This is a genomic window from Pseudoruegeria sp. SHC-113 (genome assembly GCF_025376885.1).
Taxonomy (GTDB): domain Bacteria; phylum Pseudomonadota; class Alphaproteobacteria; order Rhodobacterales; family Rhodobacteraceae; genus Pseudoruegeria.
The window spans coordinates 1,972,367-1,991,565 of the sequence record NZ_JAHUBR010000001.1 but is presented as its reverse complement, the minus strand read 5'-3'; the positions used below and the strand labels follow the sequence as shown (position 1 = coordinate 1,991,565).

20 protein-coding genes and 1 tRNA gene are annotated in these 19,199 nt (G+C 63.9%); 4 read left to right on the top strand and 17 right to left on the bottom strand.

Going from position 1 to position 19,199, the window contains the following annotated elements; all coding sequences use genetic code 11:
* Nucleotides 1-157: 157 nt before the first annotated feature.
* From KVX96_RS09880 to KVX96_RS09840, 9 genes are all read right to left on the bottom strand, one after another.
* A complete protein-coding gene (locus tag KVX96_RS09880; protein ID WP_261194237.1) occupies nucleotides 158-1,414 on the bottom strand; it encodes a glutamate-5-semialdehyde dehydrogenase in 1,257 nt (418 codons plus the stop codon).
* A 62-nt stretch (nucleotides 1,415-1,476) separates the two neighbouring features.
* Nucleotides 1,477-2,583: a glutamate 5-kinase gene (proB, locus tag KVX96_RS09875; protein WP_261194235.1), complete on the bottom strand. Its 1,107-nt coding sequence runs from the start codon at nucleotides 2,581-2,583 to the stop codon at nucleotides 1,477-1,479.
* Nucleotides 2,571-3,617, bottom strand: coding sequence for a GTPase ObgE (obgE, locus tag KVX96_RS09870; RefSeq protein WP_261194234.1), 1,047 nt, complete (start codon nucleotides 3,615-3,617; stop codon nucleotides 2,571-2,573). Before obgE ends, proB begins: the two co-directional genes overlap by 13 nt.
* A 99-nt stretch (nucleotides 3,618-3,716) precedes the next feature.
* A complete protein-coding gene (locus KVX96_RS09865; RefSeq protein ID WP_261194232.1) occupies nucleotides 3,717-4,256 on the bottom strand; it encodes a GNAT family N-acetyltransferase in 540 nt (179 codons plus the stop codon).
* Nucleotides 4,253-4,858, bottom strand: a complete 606-nt coding sequence (locus KVX96_RS09860) for a LysE family translocator (protein WP_261194231.1) — start codon at nucleotides 4,856-4,858, stop codon at nucleotides 4,253-4,255. The genes KVX96_RS09865 and KVX96_RS09860 overlap by 4 nt, the downstream gene beginning before the upstream one ends.
* Before the next feature lie 90 nt (nucleotides 4,859-4,948).
* On the bottom strand, nucleotides 4,949-5,218 hold the full coding sequence (rpmA, locus tag KVX96_RS09855) for a 50S ribosomal protein L27 (protein ID WP_261194230.1): 270 nt from the start codon (nucleotides 5,216-5,218) through the stop codon (nucleotides 4,949-4,951).
* Nucleotides 5,219-5,229: 11 nt separating this feature from the next.
* A complete protein-coding gene (locus KVX96_RS09850) occupies nucleotides 5,230-5,871 on the bottom strand; it encodes a 50S ribosomal protein L21 (protein WP_261194229.1) in 642 nt (213 codons plus the stop codon).
* Nucleotides 5,872-6,054: 183 nt separating this feature from the next.
* Complete coding sequence (locus KVX96_RS09845; RefSeq protein ID WP_261194228.1) at nucleotides 6,055-7,335, bottom strand: 3-deoxy-D-manno-octulosonic acid transferase; 1,281 nt, start codon at nucleotides 7,333-7,335, stop codon at nucleotides 6,055-6,057.
* A gap of 12 nt (nucleotides 7,336-7,347) precedes the next feature.
* Entirely contained in the window at nucleotides 7,348-8,340 is a 993-nt protein-coding gene (locus tag KVX96_RS09840; protein ID WP_261194227.1) for an SIS domain-containing protein, read from the bottom strand.
* Nucleotides 8,341-8,480: 140 nt separating this feature from the next.
* Here KVX96_RS09840 and KVX96_RS09835 point away from each other — a divergent pair, with 140 nt between their 5' ends.
* Nucleotides 8,481-9,149 carry a sulfotransferase family protein gene (locus KVX96_RS09835; RefSeq protein ID WP_261194226.1) on the top strand — a complete coding sequence of 223 codons (669 nt, stop codon included), beginning with the start codon at nucleotides 8,481-8,483 and terminating at the stop codon, nucleotides 9,147-9,149.
* On the opposite strand, the gene KVX96_RS09830 is transcribed toward KVX96_RS09835, so the two are convergent.
* The 6 genes from KVX96_RS09830 to KVX96_RS09805 all read right to left on the bottom strand — a co-directional run bounded on the left by KVX96_RS09830 (nucleotide 9,146) and on the right by KVX96_RS09805 (nucleotide 13,688).
* Entirely contained in the window at nucleotides 9,146-9,640 is a 495-nt protein-coding gene (locus tag KVX96_RS09830) for a GFA family protein (protein WP_261194225.1), read from the bottom strand. The genes KVX96_RS09835 and KVX96_RS09830 overlap by 4 nt on opposite strands.
* Nucleotides 9,641-9,679: 39 nt before the next feature.
* Nucleotides 9,680-10,315: a DUF924 family protein gene (locus tag KVX96_RS09825; protein WP_261194224.1), complete on the bottom strand. Its 636-nt coding sequence runs from the start codon at nucleotides 10,313-10,315 to the stop codon at nucleotides 9,680-9,682.
* 67 nt (nucleotides 10,316-10,382) lie between these two features.
* Nucleotides 10,383-11,171 (bottom strand): hypothetical protein, encoded by a 789-nt coding sequence (locus KVX96_RS09820; RefSeq protein WP_261194223.1) that lies wholly within the window; start codon nucleotides 11,169-11,171, stop codon nucleotides 10,383-10,385.
* On the bottom strand, nucleotides 11,168-11,998 hold the full coding sequence (gene kdsA / locus KVX96_RS09815) for a 3-deoxy-8-phosphooctulonate synthase (RefSeq protein WP_261194222.1): 831 nt from the start codon (nucleotides 11,996-11,998) through the stop codon (nucleotides 11,168-11,170). The genes KVX96_RS09820 and kdsA overlap by 4 nt, the downstream gene beginning before the upstream one ends.
* Nucleotides 11,995-12,795 (bottom strand): 3-deoxy-manno-octulosonate cytidylyltransferase, encoded by an 801-nt coding sequence (locus KVX96_RS09810; RefSeq protein WP_261194220.1) that lies wholly within the window; start codon nucleotides 12,793-12,795, stop codon nucleotides 11,995-11,997. The genes kdsA and KVX96_RS09810 overlap by 4 nt, the downstream gene beginning before the upstream one ends.
* Before the next feature lie 68 nt (nucleotides 12,796-12,863).
* Complete coding sequence (locus tag KVX96_RS09805) at nucleotides 12,864-13,688, bottom strand: DUF2059 domain-containing protein (protein WP_261194219.1); 825 nt, start codon at nucleotides 13,686-13,688, stop codon at nucleotides 12,864-12,866.
* Between the two features lie 336 nt (nucleotides 13,689-14,024).
* Between KVX96_RS09805 and KVX96_RS09800 the strand changes: the two genes are divergently transcribed.
* Nucleotides 14,025-14,114, top strand: a tRNA-Ser gene (locus KVX96_RS09800).
* 116 nt (nucleotides 14,115-14,230) lie between these two features.
* On the opposite strand, the gene KVX96_RS09795 is transcribed toward KVX96_RS09800, so the two are convergent.
* Together KVX96_RS09795 and KVX96_RS09790 are read right to left on the bottom strand one after the other, a co-directional pair.
* Entirely contained in the window at nucleotides 14,231-14,980 is a 750-nt protein-coding gene (locus KVX96_RS09795; RefSeq protein ID WP_261194218.1) for a sulfite exporter TauE/SafE family protein, read from the bottom strand.
* Nucleotides 14,981-15,011: 31 nt separating this feature from the next.
* Nucleotides 15,012-15,410 carry a hypothetical protein gene (locus KVX96_RS09790; protein WP_261194217.1) on the bottom strand — a complete coding sequence of 133 codons (399 nt, stop codon included), beginning with the start codon at nucleotides 15,408-15,410 and terminating at the stop codon, nucleotides 15,012-15,014.
* 455 nt (nucleotides 15,411-15,865) lie between these two features.
* On the opposite strand from KVX96_RS09790, the gene KVX96_RS09785 reads away from it, so the two are divergent.
* The gene (locus KVX96_RS09785; protein ID WP_261194216.1) at nucleotides 15,866-16,129 is read left to right on the top strand and encodes a hypothetical protein; all 264 of its coding nucleotides are present in this window, start codon (nucleotides 15,866-15,868) and stop codon (nucleotides 16,127-16,129) included.
* Nucleotides 16,130-16,405: 276 nt separating this feature from the next.
* On the top strand, nucleotides 16,406-19,198 hold the full coding sequence (locus KVX96_RS09780; RefSeq protein ID WP_261194215.1) for a bifunctional aconitate hydratase 2/2-methylisocitrate dehydratase: 2,793 nt from the start codon (nucleotides 16,406-16,408) through the stop codon (nucleotides 19,196-19,198).
* The last annotated feature ends 1 nt before the right edge of the window (nucleotide 19,199 follow it).

The window sequence follows — 19,199 nt, the reverse complement described above, 5'->3', positions numbered from 1 at the left end:
GCTTTAAAACTTTCCTGCCTCCGGCGGAGATATTTTCAGAACAAAGTGGGGCCCCAACACGCGGTTTGGGGCCCCTTCCTCTTGCCCAAAATACCTCGGGGGGAGTCCTGAAAGGACGGGGGGCACAGCCCCCCCTCCCCGCCCCGCAGGGCAAGGATCAGCCCCGGATGGTGCCGTCGCCCGTCACAAGGTATTTGAAGCTGGTCAGCTGCTCGGCCCCGACGGGGCCGCGCGCGTGCATCTTGCCGGTGGCGATGCCGATTTCCGCGCCCATGCCGAACTCTCCACCGTCAGCAAACTGCGTGGAGGCGTTGCGCATCAGGATGGCGCTGTCGAGCCGGGTGAAGAACCGCGCCGCTGCCGCATCATCTTCGGTGAGGATGCAATCGGTGTGGTTGGAACCATATTGGCGGATGTGCGCAATCGCCCCGTCCACATCCTCCACCACTTTCGCGGCGATGATCATGTCGAGGAATTCCTTGCCGAAATCCTCGTCGCTGGCCGGGATCGTACCTTCCAGCCCTTCGCCCGCGCGCACTTCGACGCCCGCCTCTTTCAGCATGTCCACGAGCGCCTGCCCCAGCGTGGCGGCGACGTCCTTGTGAATGAGCAGGCATTCGGCGGCGCCGCAGATGCCGGTGCGGCGGGTTTTGGCGTTGAGCACCACGGCCTTGGCCTTTTCCGTGTCGGCCTTGGCGTCCACGTAGATGTGGCAGATGCCTTCGAGATGGGCAAAGACGGGCACGCGCGCTTCGCGTTGCACGAGGCCCACGAGCCCCTTGCCGCCGCGCGGCACGATCACGTCGATCGTTTCCACCATTTTCAGCATCTCGGCCACCGCCGCGCGATCGCGGGTCGGCACGCGCTGGATCGCGTCTTCGGGCAGGCCAGCGGACCGCAGGCCCTCCTGCAGGCAGGCGTGGATCGCGCCGGAGGAGTGGAAGCTCTCGGAGCCACCGCGCAGGATCACGGCGTTGCCCGCTTTCAGGCAGAGCGCGCCGGCATCGGCCGTTACGTTGGGGCGGCTTTCATAGATCACGCCGATCACGCCGAGCGGCGTGCGCACGCGCTGGATGTGCAGGCCTGAGGCCATGTCCCATTCGGTGATCACCTCGCCGACGGGATCCTTCTGCTCGGCCACGGCGCGCAGGCCGTCCACGATGCCGCGGATGCGGGCTTCATCCAGCATCAGGCGATCCATCATCGCCGGGCTCAGGCCCTTCTCTCGGCCATAAGCCATGTCTTTTTCATTGGCGGCGATGATATCGGCCCGGCGGTTCCAGACGGCCTCGGCCGCGCCAATGAGGGCGGCGTGTTTGCGTTCGGCGCTGGCAAAGCCCAGCTCGGCGGAGGCCGCTTTGGCGCGGGCGCCGATATCGGCCATCAGGCCTTCGATGGTGTCCATGTCTTTCATGGTGCGTGTTCCTCGTTTCCTCGCGGTGCTCGCGGGGCGGCGATCTTCTCACGCCGGCGCGCCTAGAGCACCATGTCATCCCTGTGGATGAGGGCGGCGCGGCCTGTGTAGCCGAGAACGCCCTCGATGTCACCGGAGCGCAGGCCCCGGATCTGGCGGGCTTCTTCCGCGGTGTAGCGCGCAAGACCCCGCCCCAGCGTTTGCCCCGCTGGGCCAAGGATGGAGACCGGATCACCGCGTCCGAAATCCCCGATAACCTCCGTCACCCCTGCCGGGAGCAGGGATTTGCCTTGCGAGAGCGCGCGGGCCGCGCCTGCGTCCACCCGCAATTCGCCTTGCGGCTTCATCGCCGCGATCCAGCGCTTGCGCGCGGCTTGCGGATCTTCCTTGGGCAGGAACCACGTGCAGGGCGCGCCGTTTCGCAGCCCGGCCAGCGGGTTCAGCGTGCTGCCTTCGGTGATCACCATGGCGCAGCCCGCGCCCATGGCGGTTTTGGCGGCCAGCAGCTTGGTTTTCATACCGCCCTTGGAGAGGCCCGAGATGCCATCGCCCGCCATCGCCTCGATCTCGGGCGTGATCTCCTCCACCACGTCAAACCGCGTGGCGGTGGGATCCTGTGCCGGGTTTGCGGTGTAGAGCCCGTCCACATCCGACAGCAGCACCAGTTGATCTGCCCCAACGGTGACGGCGATTTGCGCAGCGAGACGGTCGTTGTCGCCGAAGCGGATCTCATCGGTGGCGACGGTGTCGTTTTCGTTCACGATGGGCACCGCGCCAAGGCTCAGCAGCTGTGAAAGCGTGGCGCGGGAGTTGAGGTAGCGACGGCGGTTGGCGCTGTCTTCCAACGTCACCAGCACCTGAGCAGTGGTGATCCCATGCGGCGCAAGCACTTCCTCATAGGCACGCGCGAGCCGGATCTGCCCCACCGCGGCGGCCGCCTGGCTCTGCTCCAGCGAAAGCGCGCCCTTGGGCAGGCCCAGCACACCGCGCCCCAGCGCAATGGAGCCCGAAGACACCAGCACCACATCGGTGCCGCGCGCCTTCACCGTGGCCACATCCTCGGCCAGCGCCTTCAGCCAATGGGTTTTCAGATCACCGCTGGTGCGATCCACCAGCAGGGCCGAGCCGATCTTGACAACGAGCCGGCGCGCGGCGCCTAGGGTTGCCATTCTTCCGGCTCCTCCCCCCCGGTTTCCTCGATGCGCACACGTAGGCGGTTCTCGTCGATCTGGCCGCGCAGGGTGCGCAACACATTCTCGACGCCCTCACCGGACACGCCCGACATCAGCATCACCGGGCCACCCACGGCGGCCTCCAGCTCTTCCTTGATGAAAGCGCGTTCTTCCTCGTCCAGCGTGTCGATCTTGTTCAGCACCGTCACGCGGGGCTTGTCGGCCAGATCGCCGCCATAGGCTTCAAGCTCGCCGATGATGGTCTCGTAATCCTTCACCGGATCGCCCGAGGTGCCGTCCACCAGATGCAGCAGCACCGCGCAGCGTTCCACGTGACCAAGGAACAGATCGCCAAGGCCACGGCCTTCGGACGCGCCCTCGATCAGGCCGGGAATATCGGCGACAACGAATTCCACACCATCCACGCCGACCACGCCAAGGTTGGGATGCAGCGTGGTGAAGGGGTAATCGGCCACCTTGGGCCTCGCGTTGGAGGTGGCGGCGAGAAAGGTGGATTTGCCCGCGTTGGGCATGCCCAGCAGGCCCGCATCGGCAATAAGCTTGAGCCGCAGCCAGAGCGTACGCTCCACACCGGGCTGGCCGGGGTTGGCGCGGCGCGGGGCCTGGTTGGTGGAGCTTTTGAAATGCAGGTTGCCGAAGCCGCCGTTGCCGCCCTTGGCCAGCAGCACGCGCTGGCCGACTTCGGTGATGTCGGCGATCAGGGTTTCTTCGTCCTCATCGAGGATCTCGGTGCCCACGGGCACGCGCAGCACGATGTCATCGCCATCCGCGCCGGTGCGCTGGTTGCCCATGCCCGGCTGGCCGTTCTTGGCGAAGAAATGCTGCTGGTAGCGGAAATCGATGAGCGTGTTGAGCCCGTCCACGGCCTCCGCCCAGACATAGCCGCCGCGCCCGCCGTCGCCGCCGTTGGGGCCGCCGTATTCAATGAACTTCTCGCGCCGGAAGCTGACACAGCCCCCGCCCCCCGCGCCGGAGCGAATATAGACCTTTGCGAGATCGAGAAACTTCATGATGAGCCGTACCTTTCTGGGGCTTGCGATAATTCAGAAAGGCTGCGGGCTCAAGCCTTTGCAGCGCGATCGGCTGCAAAGGCTCAAAGCAAGCGCGGCTTATCCGAGCTTTTTTAGGTAGGTCCAGGTGGGCACGTTGGCTTCCCGGGCCACGGAGTAGGTTTCGGCGTCGCCGATATAGGCGAAGCCGGCGTTGGTCAGCACCCGCGCGCTGGCCGGGTTGTCTTGGAACACCTCGGCAAAGATCGTTTTGCTGTTCTGCGGGTTGGCCGCCAGCAGCGCCGCGACGGCTTCCGAGGCGAGGCCCGTGTTCCAGAACAGCGGCGCGACCCAGTAGCCGATAACGGAGCGGCCTTCGCCCTCGGGCTTCAGGCTGATCAGCCCCTGCACTTCCGCCGCGCCATGGGCGGTGCCGTCCATGACCCAGACGTCCTCGATCCGGTCCTCGGCAGAGGAACGCGTGATGAAGGCTTCCGTCGCGCCGGGTGGCAAGGGGTGCGGGATCGAGCGGGTGCCCTCGGCCACGCGCTTGTCGCCGGCATACATGGCCAGAAGGCCCGCATCCGACCGCCGCAGCGGGCGCAGAGTGAAGCGCTCAGTTTCGATCACCGATTGGGTGACGATGGGTTCGAGTTTCATGCCGTTCCTCCTCCGAAGAGCACGAAGAGAACGCTGGCCACGGTCAGGGCGGCCAATGTCCCCATGAGATATCGTTCCGCCGGCGTGCCAGCGACACGCGCAGCAATCTTTTCGCCGCCCCAGGTCCAGATCGGGTGAAACACCAGCTGGCACATACACAGACAGATGGCGATTGTGGCCGTTGCCTGCAAGGCGGGGGTGCCGGGGCTCACGAAAGCCGTGAATCCGGCGGTGATCATGGCCCAGGCTTTCGGGTTCAAGGGATGCACGAGCAGCCCCGCCCAGAAACCTGGTGCTTTTTCCTCAGCCGTGCCCGGTGCCAGACGCAGATGCGCCACGCGCCAGGCGAGCCAGCAGATATAGGCCGCCGAGGCCCATTTCAGTATCTCGAACACCCATGGCACTTTTGTGGCAAGCCCCATGAGCCCGAAGCCAACCGGCCAGATAACCAGCTGTTTTCCCGCGACAACCCCCAGAACGAAAGGCATGGCGGCCCGAAGCCCATAGCGTGCACCGGTGGTGAGCAAGGCCATGTTGGCCGGGCCGGGCGTTGCCACCTGGCTGGCGGCAAACAATAGGAAGGATCCCGTTGCAACGCCCATCTGATCACCAGAAGTTTTCGAAACACCAAAACGAAAAAGGGACCGGCGGTTCCGCCGATCCCCTGAAATTCAACCTTCGGAAGGTTCGGCTTACTCAGCGGCCTCCGCCACCGGGAGAACCGAAATGAAGGTGCGGCCCTTGAGGCCCTTGTGGAATGTGACCTTGCCTTCTTCGGTTGCGAAGATGGTGTGGTCTTTGCCCATACCCACGTTCTGACCCGGCCAGAATTTGGTGCCGCGCTGACGCGCAATGATGTTGCCCGGGATGACGGCTTCGCCACCGAACTTCTTCACACCAAGGCGGCGACCAGCGGAGTCGCGACCGTTACGGGATGAACCGCCTGCTTTTTTATGTGCCATGCGTTCTCTCCTTAGCCTTTGGCCAGTTCTTTGGCCTGTTCGATCCAGCCTTCACGCTCGATGCGGCCTTTGAACGAGAGCTTCTCGTCAAAATCGGCCACGTCGGCTTCGGTCCAGGCGGCGATTTGCGCGAAGGACGTCACACCGGCGGCGTGCAGCTTTTTCTCCAGAGCCGGGCCGACGCCGGAGAGTTTTTTCAGGTCATCCGCACCGGCCGCGGCGGCGGGGGCGTCTGCCTTCTTTTCCGCTTTCTTGGCGGCTTTCTTCGGTGCCGGAGCGGCAGCCTCGACAGCAGCAGCGGAGACGGAACCCGCGCCGATGGCGGCTTTCACGCCGGATTTATCGGCGCCGGATTCCAGAATGTCGGTCACGCGGACGAGCGTCAGTTGCTGACGGTGGCCCTTGGTGCGCTTGGAGGAGTGCTTCCGGCGACGCTTGACGAAGTGGATGGTTTTCTCACCCTTGATCTGGTCGATCACTTCGGCCTGCACGGCAGCCCCATCGACGGTCGGTGCACCCACGGTGGCGCCAACCATCAGAATCTCGTTGAATTGAACTTTCTCGCCAGCATCTGCAGCCAGTTTCTCAACGCGCAGAACGTCACCGCTCTGAACCTTGTACTGTTTGCCGCCGGTTTTCAGAACCGCAAACATGTGCTTTTCCTTCGTATACCGCGTCCTTCGGCCCCGAAATCAAGTGTTTCGGCGTTTGGTGCCTGCGAACGGCGCGCCCTGCTTGGGGCGTGATTCACCATAGCCTGCGCGCCACATGCCCGCAGGAGTGCGCGCTTATCGGAGGGATCGCTTTGATTGTCAAGCCCCGTTGGAGGGCTCTTCCTAAGGGGCTGGCAAAAGCGCGGCGATGGCGCGCCATGTGGTGTCCAGCACCTGCGCCTCGGCCGCGACAACGCCACGGGCCGCCTTGGTATAGGCCTCCGCCAGAACCGGATCAAGCGCGCGGCTCAGCAAGCCGGGCAAGGCGGCAGTCATGGGCACTTCGATGGCGGCATCGGCGGCCTGAAGCTTGGCGTAGGTTTCGGCAAAATCCTCAACCTCCGGGCCGTGCAGGATCACGCAGCCAAGGGCGGCAGCCTCAAACGGGTTCTTGCCGAGGTAGGGTTCTTCGCGCACCGGCAGCGAATGGCCCACGAAAGCCGCCTGCGCGAGGCGATACCAGAGCCCCATCTCGCCCATCGTGTCAGCCACGTAGACGGCCGTTTCCGCATCCGGCAGATCGCCCGCCGAGCGCAGGCCCACACTGTCAAACAATGTGCCCGCGCGGGCCGCAAGGGCGGGGCCCACAGCGATGTTGCGCGGGGCCATGATCAGAAGCGCGTCCGGGTGGGTTTTGCGCAAAGTGCTGTGCGCGGCGAGCATGGCGTGATCCTCGCCCGCTTCCGTGGCCGCCGCCAGCCAGACGGGGCGCGCCCCGATCCGGGCTTTCAGATCCGCAAGCGTGTCCGCATCCGCTGCCAACGGCTGGGCCGCACCTTTCAATGCCCCGGTGACGGTGATCTTCTCCGGCGCCACGCCAAACTCGGCGAAGTGTTTGGCAGACTCCGCCTCCTGCACGAGGCAGATGGAGAAGCGCGACAGCACATCCGCATAGAGCCCGCGCAGCTTGCCGCGGCTCTCCACGCTGCGCGCGTAGAAGCGGCTGTTGATCAGCGCCAGCGGAATGCCGCGTTTGTCGGCCTCCACGATCACGGCCGGCCAGAAATCCATCTCGGAAAACACCCCCACCGCAGGCTGCCAGTGATCCAGAAAGCGGCGCACGGCGGGCAGCGTATCAACGGGCAGAAACTGATGCTGGCAGCGCGGCGGCAGGCCGACCTTTGCCAGCGCGTCTGCGGAGGCCTGTGTGGTGGTGGTGAGCAGGAAATGCGCCTCCGGCAGCGCCTGCCCTGCCCGCTCGATCAGCGGCAACAGCGCGAGGCTTTCCCCCACGCTCAAAGCATGGAACCACAGCACCTGCCCTTCCGGGCGCGCAGGCAGGCCCTTGCCGAAGCGTTCGTCTACGCGATCCGCCGCTAGCTTGCCCTTGGTCACCCGTTTCTCAAGCGCGCGCCGCCAGAGCGGGCCGGAGACGCGCGCAAACCCGAGGTAAGCCGAGAGCATCCAGCCCAAGGCTCAGGCCGCCCCGACGTTGAGCAGCTGCAGCACGGTGACAAGGCCGACGGGCTTGCCGGCCTCCACCACGAAGGCCGCCGAGATCCTGCGCTCCTGCATCGTGTGCAGCGCGCGGGCGGAGAGCCTGCCGGGCTCCAGCGTGATCGGATCGCGCGTCATGATCGTTTCGGCGAATGTCTCGCGCATGGCTTGCTGCATCGGCGCATCGGACTGGCGTTCGAGATAGCGGCGGATGTCGCCATCCGTGACCACGCCCTGCAAAGCGCCATCCGAGCCGATGATCCCCACGATGCCGAAGCTTTTGTCCGACAGCGCCGCGATCACGTCGATCACCGGCTGATCGGGCCGCACCAGCGGCAGATCCTCAAACGGCACCATCATGTCGGCGATGCGGGTGAGCGAGGCCCCCAGCTTGCCGCCCGGATGGAAGCGGTGGAAGCTCGTCTCCGAGAAGCCCTTCTTCTGCAGAAGCGCGATGGCGATGCCGTCGCCCATGGCCAGCTGCATCATGGTGGAAGTTGTAGGGGCCAGATTGTGCGGGCAGGCCTCCCGCGCCTTGGGCAGGGCCAGCACCACATCGGCGGCTTTCGCAAGGCTGCTCTCGCCATTGCCGGTGAGCAGGATCAGCGGCACGCCGAAGCGGCGGCTGTAGGCGGCAATATCTGAAAGTTCCTTGGTTTCGCCCGACCACGTGAGCATCAGGATCACGTCATCGCCTATGATCATCCCCAGATCGCCGTGGCTAGCTTCTGAAGGATGCACGAAGAAAGACGGCGTGCCGGTGGAGGCGAAGGTCGCGGCGAGCTTGCTGCCGATATGGCCGGATTTCCCGAGCCCCGTCACGATCAGCCGGCCTTTCATGGCGAAGACAGTCTCCACAGCCGCCTGCGTGGCTGCGGACAGTTCGGGCGTGTCCAGCGCGGCGATCAGTGCGTCGATGCCTTCGCGGTTGATGGTGATCGCCTGTTTGACGTGGTCGCTGTCGGTTGTCATCGCCCGGCCTTCCTGAAAGCTTGCGCCCGTTTTCCTTCGCTTACGCCAAAGCCCGCCGCGCATCAATGGCTGGCCCTGCCGCTTGCCCCCCGCCACCGGCTCAGGGTAAAGGGGCTGCAACGCAAAGGAAGGCCCCGGCGATGATCATCTCGACGCAGTATAATTTCATCTTCGTTCATATCCCCAAAACCGCCGGGATGAGCGTGACGGACGCCTTCCAGAAATACGGTCGCCCACAACAGCGCACGCTCCTGCGCTCGGTGAGCCGCCGCCTGCCCTTCCATGAAAGCCCCGCCAAGGCGCATTTCCGCGTCCATGATCCGGCGCGCAAATTCACCCAGAAACTGGGGCGTGAGGTGTTTGACGGTTTCCTGAGCTTTTCGGTGATCCGCAACCCCTTCGATCACGCGGTGAGCCACTACGAATACATGAAGCAGTTCCGCATCAAGGACACGGCCGAGAAAGTGGGCAAGCTGACCTTCGAGGAATATCTCGACTACCGCCAGCAGCCCCCCAGCGGCAAGGACACGATCTTTGCCCGCCTGCCGAACCAAAGCTACTACCTGACCGACGAGACGGGCGAATTGCTCGTGAAGCGGCTGGCGCGCTTTGAGGATCTGAACGCCGAGCTTTCCGCCATCGCCGAAGAGCTGAAACTGCCGGATTTCCAGTTGCGCCACATCAACAAGACGAAGAGCAAATCCGACAAGAAGCCCTATCAGGACTATTACACGCCCGAGACCGAGGCCGTGGTGCGCGAGATTTACAAGCCCGACTTCGCGCTGCTGGGCTATAAGGACAGTCTCTAGGCCCCTTTCCTGCCGATCTGGTGGAAGCTTTCGTAGACCACCGCCGCGCAGGGCTCGCCTGTATTGGTGGTGGCATGTTCCGAAAACACCGGCACGCCGGGCGGCAGGACTGTGTCGCTGCGCGCAACACCAGTGAAGATGTGTTTGGAGGCCTCGGGTGCAATCTCGAACCAGCAGGGGTCGTCAAACACCCCGGCATAGACGCCGACCGCCTCGGGAAACCGCTCGAAGCTAAGCCAGAGCCGCGTGCCGCAGGCCGCGCAGAAATGGGCGTGCACCGCCTTGCCGGAGCCCTCGGAGCGCTGGCTGTGTACCGCCGGGCTCCCCTTGATCACGTGCAGGTCCGCCGCATTGAATATGGGCTCCACCATATAGGCCGAGCCGGTGGCTTTCTGGCAGTAACGGCAATGGCAGACCGTCACCCGCGCTGGCGGCGCACCGATCGCAAAGCGGATCTCGCCGCACAGGCAGACACCTTCCTGAGCTTTCATTGGTCTCTCCTTTTCTCGCCTCGGAACGCGTGCCCGGCCTCAAGGCCCCGGCGCATTGCTTTGCACATGGGGGAAATCCCCCGTGGCGATATAGGCCTCTTCCGCAGCACTTGAGACGCGCCCGTAATGTGGGTTGCGGTGCGGGTGGCGCCCGAAGCTTTCGATCACACCGCGCACCCGCGCGTTTTGGGAAAGCAGCCCTTCAGACAGCGGCGCAAGCGCCTCCGGCAGCTCAGCGATCAGTTGCTCAGAGAGCGTGTCGATCAGATCGAGCCTGTCCAGATGATCGGGGCCTTCGCAATGGCCAAGGGCGATGAGGAAGAAGAGCTTCTTGTAGGGGGCCACTTGCGCGAAATGGCCGTTGCGCACGCCCTCCAGCACCAGAAGATTGGCCTTGATGTCCTGCGCATAGGCCCCCGGCGTGTCGCGCCAGAGCGATCGCGGGAACTGATCGAGCGCGATCAGCAGCGCCACGCGGCCCTCGGCCGTTTCGGCCCAGTTGTCCAGCTCACCAGCGGCGGCGGCGCGGGTCAGATCGGCGAAATCGGCGCAGATGATGGCATCCATCCCGCCATACATCCGCTCGCGGATCCATGCCCCGAAGGCCTCCTGCGAGTCCCAGAAGCCGGTGTTAGGAAACCAGAGATCCAGAACCTGATCGGGTGAATACCCCATGCGCGCCTCCCTTGAACGGGTGCGAAAACCGCACCTCTCAAGGGAAGCTTAGCACATCGGCGGGCCCTCAGGCCTCCATTTCGAACCCGTGTTCGATCCAGTAGTCGCGCACCCAGGGGATCGGCTTTCGGCCGTAGTGCGGGAACTTGCCCCAAGGCTTGTCATTGCGCCCGATCACCTCGATGGGGCGCGGATCACCGTGGAAAGCCACGATCAGCGTGCCCGGATCGGGATCGCGCGGGGCTTTGAACCGGTCCACGATCAGCGGCTGGCGCAGGTGTTTCTTGAAGGAAATCACCCAAGGCTTGGGCCATGTTTTCCAGCCGTGCACGTAGTGTTCGATCACCTGTTGTTCGTTCTGGAACTGGGCGTAGGCGGCTTCCTTGTCTTTCAGGAAGTTTTCCAGCACCTGCGGCTGGCTGCCCAGATCGAAGGCAAAGACGCCGGACGCCAAGCGCGGTGTCGGGTTTTCGCTGCCACGCCGCCAGCCGGGGCCGCCCGCGATGGAGATGAACTGCCCCTCCATCTCGAAGAAGGGCTCAAGCCGCCCGATGATCACGGAATCCAGATCGATGAAAAGCGCGCGGCCTGTCAGCCCGTAGAGATCTTCCTTGAACATCCCGAGCTTGGGCCAGGCCCCTGCCCCGTAGCGCTCCGGCGGCAGATCCAGATCCGGCAGCGGGAAGTGCTCGATGTTCGGATCCAGCCCCTCCGGCTCATTGGTCAGGCAAACAAAGCGAAACGGCGGCGCAAGATGCTTGCAGACCGCGCGGTAGAGCACGTTCACATAGGAGCCCGGATAGAGCGTGCCCCATTTCATGCAGATGACGACGCGATCCTGCGTTTGTGCGCTCATGGCTTCACCACCTCATCCAGCTGTTTCAGGCTTTTCAGCAAGGCGCCCATCTCGGCCAGAGGCACCATGTTCGGGCCATCGCTGGGCGAGCGGGCGGGCTCTTCGTGGGTTTCGATGAACACGCCGCCCACGCCCACAGCCACGGCGGCGCGGGACAGCGGCGGCACGAATTCGCGCTGCCCGCCGGTCGAGGATCCTAGCCCGCCGGGGAGCTGCACCGAATGGGTGGCGTCAAAGATCACCGGGCAGCCGGTTTGCGCCATGATCGGCAGCGCGCGCATGTCGCTCACCAGCATGTTGTAGCCAAAGCTCGCACCACGCTCGGTGAGCAGGATCTTCTCGTTGCCGGTGCTTTTGATCTTGTCGACGATATTGGGCACGTCCCAGGGCGCAAGGAACTGGCCCTTCTTCACGTTGATCACCGCGCCGGTTTCGCCGGCGGCGAGCAGAAGATCGGTCTGGCGGCAGAGGAAAGCTGGGATCTGCAGGATGTCGACGCTTTGAGCGGCGCGGGCGCATTGGCTGGCCTCATGCACATCCGTCAGCACCGGGCAGCCGAATTCGTCGCGGATCGCGGCCAGAATATCGAGCCCCGCCTCCATGCCCACACCGCGCTGGCCGGAAAGGCTGGAGCGGTTGGCCTTGTCGAAACTGGCCTTGAACACATAGGGGATGCTTAGATCGGCACAGAGTTCGACAAGCGTGCCCGCCAGCATGCGCGCATGCTCTAGGCTTTCCAGCTGACAGGGGCCGGAAATCAGGCTGAACGGCAGGGTATTGGAGACGGAAATCTCCCCGATAGCAACAGTTTGCGCCTCAATGCTCATGCGATGCCCTCCCGGGACATAATGCCCTCGATCGTGTCAATGTCGCTCGGGTTGTTGAGCTCCCAGAAGTCGCGGCCCCGCGCCTCGACCTCCACGCAGCGCACCCGCATGCCGTTTTCCAGAAAGCGCAGCTGCTCCAGCCCCTCCAGCTCCTCCGCCTGCCCCGGCGCAAGCGCGGCATAGGCGGCGAGCGCTTGCGGTGTATAAGCGTAGACGCCCACGTGGTGGAACACCGGCGTCTCGGCCTCGGCCCGGTAATCCCCCGGTGTGAAGGGCAGCACTTCCTTGGAGAAATAGAGCGCGGCATTGTCGCGGCCGAACACGGCCGTGGTGCCACCGACGCGATCGGCCTTGCGATCGGCCTTCAGCCGCGCCAGATGCGCGCCGTTTGAGCGCAGGACCGGCGTAGCGCAATCGGTGCCGGGATCGGCTGCCATGGACTCGATCAGCGCCTCCACGAACCACGGCGGCGTCAAGGGCGCATCGCCTTGCAGGTTCACCACGATCTCGGGAGTCTCCGGCAGCAGTGCTACGGCTTCTGCGCAGCGCTCGGTGCCATTGCGACAGGACGAGGATGTCATCAGCACTTTCGCGCCGAAGCCTTCGGCTGCCGCGCGGATGCGGTCATCATCGGTGACGACATAGACGGCATCGGCCCCGGCCACGCTGCAGGCGCAGTCCCAGCTGCGCTGGATCAGGGATTTCGCTTCCCCGCCTGCGCCCTTGAGCAGCGCGAGAGGTTTGCCGGGATAACGCGTGGACGCATAGCGCGCCGGGATGAGGATCACCGATTTCAAGGGTTTGCCTTACCTGAACTGTTTGAAGGCCCTCATACACCGCCCGGCGCAGCGGCGAAAGGCGACAATCAGATGTCCTGCCCGCCCATGAAGCGCGCCGCCGCAAGGCCCAAGCCACGCGAGATGTCAACGAGCATGGTGTCAAACCCGGCAAAGAGCGCCCGGTTCAGAGATTGCCCGGCCTCGGTTTGCGAGAAATCGATGTAGGATTGCACCTCTTCGTCGCTCAGGGGCTGGTAGGCCAGCGCCAGATAAGAGAAGAGCCAATCGCGCGTGTCGGCGCGGATATCGGGCTCCTGTTGCCAGACATCGGCAAGGATCTGATCTTCGGTCAGGTCAAAGGCGAAGGCCCCGCCATCCACGAGCCCGGTGTAAAAGGCATAATTGGCATTGAGCGACCCGACGACATTGGCCTCGATCAAATCGTTGGCCTCGGAGAATTCCTCGAGCAACGCCAGCCGGGGATCGCCCTGCGCTTCCATCGTCGCCAGCGTGTCGCGGCTGGCCTCCTCGATGCTGTCGTCCATCTGCGCGATGCGCGCCGAGATCTCGAGCCCGATGATGCGCTGCCCCTCCTCGCTTTCGAAGAACGCCAGCGCCGGGGCGATATCGGCTTGCGGCATCTCGGCTGCGAAACGGGTCGAGAAACTCTCCATCATGACAGGCAGCGCATAGAGCCGCGCGACGCTCTCCTGCCAGTTCGCGCCGCCTGCGGCCGGAAACAGCTCGGCTTCCAATTCCTCGGCATAGACAAGCCCCTCCTCGCGCATGATCTCCAGAACCGACTCAAGCTGCAGGGCGGCAAGCAGATCATCGACAGGCTCCGCCCGTACCGGCAAAGCCAGCGAGACTGCGAAAACGGCCGCCGAGGTCAAACGAAACGAAACGGTCATGTCTGCTCCTGAATTGTCTGCCCACAGGATAGCCCGCACCCCGCCCCAAGGAAAGCAGCCTCGCACGCCTGTGAAAACCGGCACGTTAGCGGGCAACGGGATCAAACACTTTCCTACCTCCGGCGGGGATATCTTGGCCAAGCTGAAAAGGCCCCATCTTCTGACCGGAAATATCCCGGGGGGCCTTCCGACAGGACGGCGGGGGCAGAGCCCCCTGCCCGGCTTTCAACCTTCCTCGATTGGCGCGCGCAGATCACACGCAACTTGCTGGCACCGGAGTGAAAAAACCGGTTGCAGCGGCCGCGCAGGCAGACTACACCGCGCGCACCACTTCGCGGAGAGGTGCCGGAGTGGTCGAACGGGGCGGTCTCGAAAACCGTTGTGGGGGTGACTCCACCCAGGGTTCGAATCCCTGTCTCTCCGCCATTTACCCCAGCGTTTCAATCAGTTCGTGCAGGTTTGCGTGACGCTTTTTGCGTTGCGTGTCTCGCGCGCTTGCAGGAAGACGGTGTTGCGCCGCCCTTTGAGGGGTGGCGCTAATGTCAGAGAGCGGCGAGCGCCCGGATCGCGCCGTAAAGGCCGAGGCCGATGATCAGCAGGCCAACGCCCACCATCAAGGCCCGGCGCGGGGTGTAGCGCACCATCACGGCGGCAAATGGTGCAGCCGGAAGGCCGCCCACAACAAGCGCCAGCGCGGCCCAGCCGAACTCCTTCCAGCCGAGGTGGCCGGCGAAGGTGATGGCGATGGCCGTTGTCACGAAGAACTCCGCCGCGATGGAGGAGCCGATCATATGGCGCGCTGAACTGCCCGAGGCCACGAGCGTGCCCGACACGATCGGCCCCCAGCCGCCGCCGCCGATGGCGTCCAGAAATCCACCGATCGCCCCCAGTGGCTTTAGTCCGCGCGGCGGGTGGATCCCTGGCGTGGCGCGATAGGCTTTCCAAAGGATCGCCCCGCCCATGATCGTCAGGTAGACCGATACGAAGGGCACCAGAAAGGCGCCGATACCCGTGGCCAGAAGGCTCGCGCCCACGATCCCGCCCAGCACACCGGCGATGGCGAGGGGGCGGACGAGTTTCCAATCCACGTTGCGTGCCACGCCATGAGACGTGGCGCTCGCGGCCGTGGTGGCGCTTTCGGCCAGGTGCACAGCTGCGCTGGCGGCCGCCGGGCTGTATCCCAATGTCAGCAGGAGCGAGGTCGAGGTCAGCCCGTAGGCCATCCCGAGCGCGCCGTCGACCATTTGAGCGGCAAAGCCGACGGCGGCGATCTGCCAGAAGTCTTCAATCAAAATGGATTGCTTTCCAAAAGGTCAGCCGCTCTCAGGCTGCGTGTTTCACGCTGGAGGGGGCACCGGGCGTGTTGGCCGGACGCGGCGCAGCCGGGGCAACGGTTACGGTGACATGACCGGGCAACCGGGTGTTCCTGAGCAGGGCACGGAACAGCAGCGTGGTGGCCACGACGATGACGAACGCCGCAAGATCCGTGCCCGCCGCCAGCAGCGTGGCCAGCGAAAGCCCGTTGGTGGCCACCGTCCACAGGCCAAGCCCGGTAGCGGTGAGCGCAAGCGGGAAGATACCGGTAAACAGCGCCAGAAGGATCATCGTGGGCAGATCCTTGCGCAGCCAGCTCTCCGGGTGGGAGAGCACGTTGCAGGCGTAGATGGCGGCCAGCAAACCCAGCGAGGCGAAGCTGGCGGCAATAGCAATGGTATGGTTCATGGGATGTCTCTTTCCGAACTGTGCCCGGAGCCGGTTTTGCCGGGGCGGGCTTGAAACCTGTGCCGATAAAGGCGGTGCATTTTGCTCGAATGGGTCGAGGCACGGGGTCTGGGGCCGCGCGTATGAGCGCAGCGAGATGACCAAACAAGCCCGGGGAGTGTCTCCAAAATCCGCCCTCAACTGCCCCGACGGTACCGGGGCGCTTCGACCGTCCGTCGAAGGATGCAAGACGCGGGCGCAATGTGAGCGGCCGTGGGTTGTCTGCGGCGGGCCTGACAGAGATTTGATGCCGGAAATCAGCTTGCAAGGGCCCTGCGCAAATAAATGTTCACGGGGCCTTGTCGCGGGGGTTAGCCGGGGCCAAATCCCGCTCATCGTGCGCGAGGCTCCGCCCGATCGCCTCCTCGGTAATGATTGCCGGAGGGCGTTTTGGTCCTCGGGAGGGACACCACCAAATGAAGAAAACTCTGATGATGTCGGCCGCGTCGCTCCTGCTTGTGGCGGCACCGGTGCTGGCCGATGAAACCAAGGGCGAAGTGCTCGCTTTTGACCGTGTGGACCGCGTGCTGATCCTCACCGACAAAACGGTCTGGACGCTGCCGGGCGACCTTGAAGTGCCGGAATATCTGCGCAGCGGGGACGAGGTGCATATCGAGTTCAAGGCTGACGGCGAAAATGGCATCGCCGCGGTGCTGGCTGTCCATAAGATCGACGGTTAACCCTCGGCCTTCGCCGCCTCCGGTTCCGCCGATTGCGGGCCGGGTGCGGCATTCACGGTGCGTGACCTCCAGAATGGGGGCCTTGGGCGCTTCGCGTAGGACGGCGCAAGCGGCAAGGTTTCGCCTGTTTTTCCTGCGGGCCGTGCGATATGTCGCGCTTAGGGTTCTTGCATTTCCCGTGCATTTTGCATACAACGGTATACTGAAAGGGCGCGGGGATTCACCGCTCCCAAAAGTCACACCAGTCTTGCCACGTTCAACTCCCGGGAAACGCCGATGAGCCTTTACGCCAGCTACCTTGAAGAAATCGAAGCCCGCAAAGCCGAGGGCCTGAGCCCGAAACCCATCGATGACGGCGCGCTGCTTGCTGAAATCATTGCCCAGATCAAGGACACCGGCAACGCCCACCGGGGCGACTCGCTGCAGTATTTCATCTACAACACGCTGCCCGGCACCACGAGCGCGGCCGGTGTGAAGGCCGCTTTCCTGAAGGAAATCATCCTTGGTGAGGCCACCGTGGCCGAGATCACCTCGGACTATGCGTTCGAGCTGCTCTCCCACATGAAGGGCGGCCCCTCCGTGGCCGTGCTGCTGGATCTGGCGCTTGGCGAGGATGCCGCAACGGCCGCGAAAGCCGCCGAGGTGCTGAAAACGCAGGTCTTCCTCTACGAGGCCGACACCGACCGCCTGAAAGCCGCCTATGAGGCCGGCAACAAAATCGCCGCCGACATCCTCGACAGCTATTCCAAGGCCGAGTTCTTCACCAAGCTTCCCGAAGTGGAGGAAGAAGTGGAGGTCGTGACCTTCATCGCCGCCGAAGGCGATATCTCTACTGATCTGCTTTCGCCCGGCAACCAGGCGCACTCCCGCGCCGACCGCGAGCTGCACGGCAAATGCATGATCGACGAAGCCGCGCAGAAGCACATTCAGGAGTTGAAACTGCAGCACCCGAACGCCCGCGTGATGCTGATCGCCGAGAAAGGCACCATGGGCGTGGGCTCTTCCCGTATGTCCGGCGTGAACAACGTCGCGCTTTGGACGGGCAAGCAGGCCTCCCCCTATGTGCCCTTCGTCAACATCGCCCCCGTTGTAGCCGGCACCAACGGCATCTCGCCGATCTTCCTCACCACCGTCGGCGTGACGGGCGGGATCGGGGTCGATCTGAAGAACTGGGTCAAGAAGGTCGATGAGGACGGCAAGCCGATCCTCAACAACGACGGCAACCCGGTTCTGGAGCAGAAATACTCCGTTGAAACCGGCACCGTGCTGAAGATCAACACGAAGAAGAAGAAGCTGTTCGACGCAACCGGCGAAAACGAGCTGGCCGACATGGCCTCCTCCTTCACGCCGCAGAAGCTCGAGTTCATGCGCGCAGGCGGCTCCTATGCTGTTGTTTTCGGCAAGAAGCTGCAAACAACCGCTGCCGAGATCCTCGGTGTTGAGCCGCCGGTTGTGTTTGCGCCCTCCAAGGAGATCAGCGTTGAGGGCCAAGGCCTTACGGCTGTTGAGAAAATCTTCAACGCCAATTCCGTGGGCGCGACTCCGGGCAAGGTGCTGCACGCCGGTTCCGACGTGCGCGTGAAGGTCAACATCGTGGGCTCGCAAGACACCACAGGCCCGATGACGGCGCAGGAGCTGGAGGCCATGGCCGCCACGATCCTGTCTCCTTCCGTGGATGGTGCTTACCAGTCCGGCTGCCACACCGCGTCTGTCTGGGATGCCAAGGCGCAGGCCAACACGCCCAAGCTGATGGCCTTCATGAACAAGTTCGGCCTTGTCACGGGGCGTGACCCCAAGGGCGTCTACCACTCGATGACGGACGTGATCCACAAGGTGCTCAACGACATCACCGTGGACGACCGCGCCATCATCATCGGCGGCGACAGCCACACCCGCATGTCCAAGGGCGTGGCCTTCGGGGCCGACTCCGGCACCGTGGCGCTGGCGCTGGCCACCGGGGAAGCGGCGATGCCGATCCCTGAGTCCGTGAAGGTGACCTTCAAGGGCGAAATGGCCGATCACATGGACTTCCGCGACGTGGTGCACGCCACCCAGGCGCAGATGCTCAAACAACATGGCGACAACGTCTTCCAGGGCCGCGTGATCGAAGTGCACATCGGCACGCTGCTCGCCGATCAGGCCTTCACCTTCACCGACTGGACTGCCGAGATGAAGGCCAAGGCCTCCATCTGTATCTCCGAGGATGAAACGCTCATCGAGTCGCTGGAGATCGCACGTGATCGCATCCAGATCATGATCGACAAGGGCATGGAGCATGAAAACGGCATGCTGCAGCGCCTGATCGATCTGGCCGAGAAGCGCATCAACGAGGTGCGCTCGGGCGAGAAGCCCGCGCTCAAGCCCGATGCCAACGCGAAGTATTTCGCGGAAGTGGTTGTGGACCTTGACGAAATCGTCGAGCCGATGATTGCGGACCCGGATGTGAACAACGCCGATGTCTCCAAGCGCTACACCCACGACACGATCCGCCCGATCTCCTACTACGGGGCGGAGAAGAAGGTGGATCTGGGCTTTGTCGGCTCCTGCATGGTGCACAAGGGCGACATCAAGATCGTCGCCCAGATGCTGCGCAACATCGAGGAAGAGCACGGCAAGGTCGAGTTCAAGGCCCCGCTGGTGGTGGCCGCGCCGACCTACAACATCGTGGAAGAGCTGAAGGCCGAGGGGGATTGGGAAATCCTGCAGAAATACTCGGGCTTCGAGTTCGACGATCTCTTTCCCAAGCAGAAAGCCCGCACCGAGTACGAGAACATCCTCTACCTCGAGCGCCCCGGCTGTAACCTCTGCATGGGCAACCAGGAAAAGGCTGCCAAGGGCGATACGGTTCTGGCCACCTCGACCCGCCTGTTCCAGGGCCGCGTCGTGGCGGACTCGGAAACCAAGAAGGGCGAATCCCTGCTGGGCTCCACGCCGGTTGTCGTGCTCTCCGCCATCCTGGGCCGCACGCCGACGCTGACCGAGTATAAGAACGCGGTGAAGGGCATAGACCTCACCAAATTCGCACCGCCCCTGCAGAAACCGGCCACCACACAGTCGGCCCACTTCTGAT